This is a genomic window from Weissella sp. DD23 (assembly GCF_001579105.1).
In the GTDB taxonomy this organism is placed as follows: Bacteria; Bacillota; Bacilli; order Lactobacillales; family Lactobacillaceae; genus Weissella; species Weissella cibaria.
In genome coordinates this window covers 38,485-45,427 of record NZ_KQ970399.1, presented here as the reverse complement: position 1 = coordinate 45,427, position 6,943 = coordinate 38,485, and the positions used below count along the sequence as shown (strand labels likewise).

General features: G+C 45.5%; 8 protein-coding genes. All 8 read right to left on the bottom strand.

Features of this window, described 5'->3' with window-relative positions; genetic code table 11:
* On the bottom strand, nt 1-421 hold a 421-nt coding region (locus tag WEIDD23_RS11005), incomplete at its 3' end, for an SGNH/GDSL hydrolase family protein (protein ID WP_197458883.1).
* A complete protein-coding gene (locus WEIDD23_RS11000; protein ID WP_062359021.1) occupies nt 421-759 on the bottom strand; it encodes a phage baseplate plug family protein in 339 nt (112 codons plus the stop codon). The genes WEIDD23_RS11000 and WEIDD23_RS11005, both read right to left, overlap by 1 nt.
* On the bottom strand, nt 759-1,325 hold the full coding sequence (locus tag WEIDD23_RS10995) for a LysM peptidoglycan-binding domain-containing protein (RefSeq protein ID WP_062359020.1): 567 nt from the start codon (nt 1,323-1,325) through the stop codon (nt 759-761). Before WEIDD23_RS10995 ends, WEIDD23_RS11000 begins: the two co-directional genes overlap by 1 nt.
* A gap of 11 nt (nt 1,326-1,336) precedes the next feature.
* Nucleotides 1,337-5,470, bottom strand: a complete 4,134-nt coding sequence (locus WEIDD23_RS10990; protein ID WP_062359019.1) for a hypothetical protein — start codon at nt 5,468-5,470, stop codon at nt 1,337-1,339.
* A gap of 15 nt (nt 5,471-5,485) precedes the next feature.
* Nucleotides 5,486-5,722, bottom strand: a complete 237-nt coding sequence (locus tag WEIDD23_RS10985) for a hypothetical protein (protein ID WP_229099598.1) — start codon at nt 5,720-5,722, stop codon at nt 5,486-5,488.
* Complete coding sequence (locus WEIDD23_RS10980; RefSeq protein WP_062359017.1) at nt 5,715-6,080, bottom strand: hypothetical protein; 366 nt, start codon at nt 6,078-6,080, stop codon at nt 5,715-5,717. Before WEIDD23_RS10980 ends, WEIDD23_RS10985 begins: the two co-directional genes overlap by 8 nt.
* Nucleotides 6,081-6,181: 101 nt before the next feature.
* Nucleotides 6,182-6,583, bottom strand: a complete 402-nt coding sequence (locus WEIDD23_RS10975; protein WP_062359016.1) for a phage structural protein — start codon at nt 6,581-6,583, stop codon at nt 6,182-6,184.
* A 16-nt stretch (nt 6,584-6,599) separates the two neighbouring features.
* Nucleotides 6,600-6,943 (bottom strand): DUF3383 family protein (locus tag WEIDD23_RS12855; protein ID WP_156469643.1); only part of this gene is annotated, 344 nt, incomplete at its 5' end.

Sequence of the window (6,943 nt, the reverse complement as noted above, 5' to 3'; positions counted from 1 at the left end):
CTAGTAAATCATTTTGCGAATAGCCTGCCCCGTTTCTGGTATCTAGATTAGTAGCACCCTTCCATGTCTGAATTGGCAGAATACCAATCATCTTAATATGTGGGTTCTTACTCTTAATCGTATCAATACCATTAGTGAGGGCCGATTTGACCGCTGACAATGAAGAATTGTAGTAAGCGAAGTCATTTGTACCAAACGCAATTGTCGCGACATCATAGCCCGACAGGTTTGTGTTTTGCACTTGCTGAACAAAGTTATGATCTCGATTGTCACCTGACATCGTTGACCCACCAACTGCCTGATTATCAACCGGAACACTCAGTTGCTTAGATACCTCAGCAGTCCATGGTGTTACACCACGATTACCGTCCCAACCTTGAGTAATGGAATCACCAAACGCCACAATCCTTTTAATTGCCATTAGTCCACCCCGTCATCTGCAAATGTCATTAGATACAAAAACACCGTCCGCCCGAAGTTTTCGAGTGTGACGGTGTTTTCTTTGCCTGATATATCATAAGGTACTACATCAACACGTGGAATGCTTGGTTTCGTGAAATCACCCCAAAGCCTCCGGCCATATACTAATTTTTCACCCAGCACAATAGGATTATGTGCATTGTCGTATAGGTCTACGGTGAAAAATTGACCTTGGCCATTATAATCAAACCGCAGAAATACATTGCTTCCTGCTAGTTCGATTTCAAATTCCTCCGGTAAACTTCCAATATCTACATCAATCAATGCTCGTTGATCCATTATTTAACCCTCGCTCTTGCTCCAATAGGAATGAGATAATCATTCCAGTTATTCCATGCTCTTAACTGGTCGATTGATGTGCCGTATTTGACCCACCAACCCCAATAAGTGTCACCAGCAACTACTGTTACATAAACCCCAGGGTCTACTGGTGGCGCTGCTTGCTTCTTTCCTGTGTTAGTTGCCTTATCCCACTTCAAATTAACCAATGTTACGGCGGTTAGCGTAATGTTGAACGATACAGCATTCTTTTTTCCGCCTTCATCATAGGTCTTTTCAAGATGAGAAATTAGCAAATCATTGTGGCGGATTGCACCTCTAAATTGAAGTAAGTCTCCACCACTCTGCCAATACATCAATTGATTGTAACGGGCGTCAACTTGTGACTGGTCATTTCCGTAAATCAGGCCACTAAACGTGTGCGTCTTGCTTTCGCGTTGTGCGTGGTCCGTAATTGGTGAACCCGTCTCAATCGGATGAGTAGAAACGTTAGAATCAATTGATTCATTTTCACTCTTCACAAATATTTCGACCGTGTGGCCGTGTGCATCAGTTAACGTTGCCATATAACGACCTCCTAAATCGTTTCAGGGTTCAAAATTGTCATAAGCTTCTCACCAATCGTGTTTCCAATTACGTTGGCATCACTTGCACTAGCGTTACCGGAAATATTTACCGTGATATTGATGTTACCCATTGAACCGCTACCAAATGCCTTCTTAGCGCCGTCCGTTCCAGATGCGTAACGTGGGAACATCTTCTTGGTATCATCACCATTCAACACTTGCGTACCAGTTGGCAATGGCATCATCAAATCACGCTTATTAGGGAACAATCCTACAAGTCCATTAGGTAGCATGAATGCTTCACGCCAGTTTGCTCCCTTTGCGTCATTAACAAGTGCCAAACCGCCACCGTGGCCTCCTTGCGTCGTTCCCTTAGCGTAGCGTGGCACTAATGAAGCGAACGCTGACTTCGCACCAGGCGTTCCAGTGGCAAGCTTTGCAGCTCCCTTACCAGTTACGTTCGCAGTAATCGTGATTGTCTTTGACTTAAGACGATCAATAGCACTTTGCAATGCATTAACCTTGCTTGCAGCAACCGAAGCGGCCGTTCCAATTTTAGCCATTGAAGATGCAATCGCAGACGACTTAGAAGAAGCCGTTGATGCCATCTTGCTAAATTGGCTAGACATAGTAGACGCTGCCTTACTCAAAGATGATTGAATAGCTGAGTCCCACTTTGAAGAACCTGACTTAATCGTGCTTGTAACACGACTAATACCGCTCTTGGCTTGTGAGTTCAGTTGATTAAATCCTGAGCTTGCTGCCTTAAACTTGAACGCATTCTTTGCGGCATTTTGAATTTTTGTAGCACCTGACTTAACCGTTCGGGCTACACGGCTCATTCCGCTACGAGCAGTGCTATTAAGTTGATTGAACCCGCTCTTAGAACTCTTAAATTTAAAGACGTTCTTACCAGCGTTTTGAACCTTCTTAACGCCCGACTTAACCGTTCGAGCGACCTTGTTAATGCCACTCTTTGCCTGTGAATTTAGCTTATTGAAGCCACTCTTTGACGACTTGAACTTGAAAATATTCTTACCGGAACGTTGAACCTTCTTCGATCCAGACTTAACAGTGCGATTTACCTTGTTCATACCTGATTTAGCATCACGGTTCAACTTGTTAAATCCACTCTTAGAAGTCTTGAACTTAAAGGCATCCTTTCCAGCCTTTTGTGTTTTCTTGGCACCTGACTTAACAGTCTTAGTAGCCTTATTCATACCAGACTTTGCGTCGCGATTTACCTTATCGAAGCCCTTCTTGTCAGACTTCGGTGCAATCTTGGTCTTTCCAATGCTCTTGGCGCTCTTCTTGAACTCTTTATCAGCCTTCTGTGAGGCTTTTTGAGCATTGAGAGCGTACTTGTTCCAGTCGGTACCCTTTGGAGCCTTAACGGATTTGTTAGCCTTGCTTACCGCCTTGGCATTAGCCTCTGCCTTCTTAGCACCCTTATCATCTGAAAGTGAAACCTGACGTGCTTTAATCCGCTTTGGACGGTTATCAACATTTTCTTGACCCGGCAAGATACCGTTTTGTTTGTTTAGCTTAGATTGCCACTTAGAGATTGCTGCCGCATCACCAGCGTCGATAGCCTCTTGCATTCGAGCTGCTGCAATTTGTTTTGCCTTTGATTTTGAATTCGTTCCCTTATTAATTTGCGAATACAATTCATTAGCGTTTTTCTTGTCATAACCATAGGCCGCCATATTGCTAGCAAAGTCTTGCTTTGCCATTGTTGCCTGTGCGGCGGTTTGGGCTTTATTTACCGCTTCGGCATTCCTTTGAGCAACCGTTTGCTTTGGCTTATCATCCTTAGTTCCACCAAACATGCCGCCGATCCATGAGCCGGCTTTTCCACCAAGCCAGCCACCTGTCATTGCACCGGCAACAGTACCGAATGGCCCAAGAGCAGAACCCAAAGCTCCACCAATCGTCGCACCAACACCATTACCAACAGCGCTACCTACTCCCTTGTGTCGAGCAAGCGAGCCCTTTTGCGTGGTAGCCATCGTTGACATTACGTCAATTCCTGCGAACAAACCATTCAACAACGGCATTCCCTTACCAAGGAACTTTCCGGCTTTACCGATACCTGAGACGACAGTGCCTAACTTAGAAGCAGATACAGCCATTCCAGCCTTCCCGACGGTTGTAGCTAACGAACCGCCCATTCTAGATAGCAAGCCCGCATTTTTAGCTAAGCGACCGGTTTCACCAGCAATACCAGCAACGCCCTTTAGTTCTTGTCCCTTACTAAACAAGCGACCAAACACACCAGCGGATGCTTCTGCTTCAGATGCAAGCGCTCGTCGGCCAGTTCTCGTCTCTAGTTGTGCAATTTCAACATCAGAAGCGTATTGGCCATTTGCTCGGTGATACTTTCCCTTGGCGTCCTTACTGAACCCGCCAGGCAATGAATCACCTGCCATCCCGGCTGCATTCTTTGCACCACTAGCACCAGCAAACCGGCTAACCGCAGCACTAAACTGACTAGTTGCACGACTAAATACACTGTCACCAGTTGATTTGCTTCGGGTGATACCTGTTAGAATGCCTTTGATACCCTTACCGGCATCACCAAGCAAACTTGCTCCGCCCTTTAGAACCTTCATTGACGCGGCTACTGTTGCAGCTACACCCGCAAATTCACCAACCGCTTGCACGGCGTCCATGATGTGCTTTTGAGAGCCTTCCGGAATCATCTTACCGATTGCTGAACCAAAGCTTTTAAGTTGATCAACACCCATTTTAATGATGCTAAATGTCCCCTTCACACCAGACATGAAGCCACTACCAAAAGTCTTAGCATATGGTGCTATTTCCTTGATACCAGTTCCTAAAGCATTTGCTAAACCGGATAACTTAGAAGCAAATTGGTCAGCATTGGTAATCAAACTCTTACTAGTGAACGCTTTAGAAATCTTCCCCAGAACATCAGAGAAGCCACCACCCTTGGCAACTTCATCCCCAAACGTCTTCATTACTTGAGAGATGTAGTCCTTAGAACCTTCCTTCACGGAACGAATAACACCAGGTAGCGTTGAATTGTAACGTTCAGAAGCCTTAGCAATTCCACCAGAATTACCGTAGTTATCAATACCACGATAAGCCATTTCAGCACTAACAGAAGCCCAATCCCAGCCACCTTGCTTGTTCTTACCAAGCTCGTGTCCTGTCTCTTTCTCGTACTCCTTACGAATGCTACGAGTGATTTTACCGTCAAGTAGGTTGAAACTTTTGGCAATCGTTCCTGACATCTTACCCGTGTCACCAACGTTACCAACGGCCGTCTTGAATTGTTCCATGTCACGGTCATTCAAAGCGTTCGCATCCTGGATATTGAAGATACCCTTCAACATGTGATTGGTTTTGCCTAAGCTACCAGAATAGACACCAGCGTCAGATGAATAAATCTGCTTGGCAAAACTATTTGCCTCATCAAAGTTGTTACCTGCCTTCAAAGCCGTCATCATAATCTGATTATTAGCCTTAGAAGACTGACTGGTCAGTGCACTACCAGATGTACCGTGGGCATCAGAAATTGATGTGGCCCACATAGCTTGTCCACGCTGGCGGTCGTTCAAAGTTTCCCAACCACCAGAAACCATGTTTTTCATGCCGTCAAACACGCCCATAACTGCATTTGCGCCCAGCATACCAAGTGAGAACATACCGGCAGCTTCTTTAAATGAGCCACCTAGCTTCTTTCCCGTCTCAGAGTAGTTCGGAGTGCTAAAGTTTCGGTTACCTGATTGTTCCCGTTCACGCTGATAGTTGCTTTGTGTCGCACTGAAACGCGTCTTTTCAGCCGCCTCAGCTTTCTTAGCTGCGGCTTCCATCTTTGCGTATGCTTCAGTTATTTTATTGATTTCACCAATTTGTTTGGCGTATGTACCAGCGGCAGAAGCGCTTTTCTGTGCCTCTGCTGCCGTCTTTGCAGAGTTAGCTAGTAACTTGTTTGCTTCAGCAGCCTTCTTCGCTCCGGCTTCAACATTTGCGAAGCCACCACCCATATTGGAGAAGTTTGACCCGTTAAGTCTGCGCGCTGATTCCGCAAGTTCCTTTAAGGCAGCACTAGCCTGTTTAAGCTCGCCAATACCACTAACTTCAACGTCCGACCTAATTGTCGTGCTATATCCTGCCATAATTCACCACCTCTGCTATATGTCATCCTCACTTAGAACCTTAGCCAACTCATATGCCAAAGCCTTAGCCCTAACCTCAGTCTTACGACTAGCCAGCCCGTTCAAGAGTTGTAACCCTTTCAACGTGGCCGTCTCTACCTCTTCCCTGGTTGCAACACCTTCCGCAACTGGATAAATGAATGCCCATTCTTCTTCAATTGCTTCATCCAAGTGCGCATCTGTTAAATATTTTTCTTCTCCTGCCTTATGCAAGAAATTCGGCAATTTGGTCCAACAATTCGTTGAAACCGTCATGCTCGTCGAAGTAATCAAGGTCCAACTTAACTGGGTCAACAACTACCTCAGCAAAAGCTTGATCAGCGAATGCAGTACGTGACAAGTTACCGTTAGCCATTTGAGCATTGTCGTAGATGTCCAATACCACACGGATACCAGGGTATTGCAACGTGAACTTCTCAACGCTTCCGTCTTCTTGCTTAATTTCAACAACCTTTTGCTCACCAAATCGGCTTACCTTCTTAGGTGCCTCGACAACCGGTGCTTGTACGGCTGGTTGTGACTCAACTGCTGCCACTTGTTCTACTGCTTGTACTTGTGCTTCTTCTGCCATGATGTAATCCTCCAAAAATGTGCGGGCACCGGCCCTGTGATGTGTTTGCACGATTGCAAACTAAAAGCGCACAAGGAGTCGAACCTTGTGCGCCTGATTTGTTACTTAGTAACTGAAACGTCCATATCAAGAGCAGTGAACGTGTACGTTCGCTTTGGTGTTTGCTTACCAAATTGCCCGTCAGCTGGCTTGTTAATAAACGCTTGAGTAGCAGAAATCTTCTCACTAGGTGTCTTAATCACGATTGGAACACTCTTGTTGGCATTCGCAATCCCATTAAGGTACTTATGTGATGCTGAATTTCCCGATAAGTTGATTGTAACCTGTCCTAAACGGTTGTTGTTAATAGATACAGAGGCAAATCCTTGTGCATCTACCTCTGCCGTTACACGGTTCTCGTTTTGTGTGTATGAAACCATATCACCGTCTTGGAAACCTTTAACAACCACGCCGCCAACAGTAACAACGGTGTCCTTGGCATTATATGTTGGTACTTCAGCCATCTATAATTCCCTCCTTCTAAACATTTTGAATGATACCGTGAACGGTCACATCATGAATGGCACCAGCACGGGTGTATTCGAATGACAATCCATTGTACTTACGACTTGCAACGTCAGAAGCCGCTTGGTCTTCACGCGCTCCGGCCGAAACAGTGAACTTTCCGGCACCCGTCTCTGCATCCGTTAAAATGATCCCGTTATCAGTAGCTTGACGTAGGACAGTTGTTACAACCGCTTCAAGTTGTGCAATACCCTCTGGTCCATACGTCAACTTGGCTGTCGTTTGGAGTAAGTTTTGAACTTCACTCTCAATCGATGAACGCACCCAATCATCTGCATGCAAATCATCAATATACTTAA

Coding starts and splice junctions, on each gene's coding strand:
- WEIDD23_RS10990 (WP_062359019.1), bottom strand. CDS start 5,470: ATGGCAGGATATAGCACGACAATTAGGTCGGACGTTGAAGTTAGTGGT.
- WEIDD23_RS11000 (WP_062359021.1), bottom strand. CDS start 759: ATGGATCAACGAGCATTGATTGATGTAGATATTGGAAGTTTACCGGAG.
- WEIDD23_RS10975 (WP_062359016.1), bottom strand. CDS start 6,583: ATGGCTGAAGTACCAACATATAATGCCAAGGACACCGTTGTTACTGTT.
- WEIDD23_RS10995 (WP_062359020.1), bottom strand. CDS start 1,325: ATGGCAACGTTAACTGATGCACACGGCCACACGGTCGAAATATTTGTG.
- WEIDD23_RS10980 (WP_062359017.1), bottom strand. CDS start 6,080: ATGGCAGAAGAAGCACAAGTACAAGCAGTAGAACAAGTGGCAGCAGTT.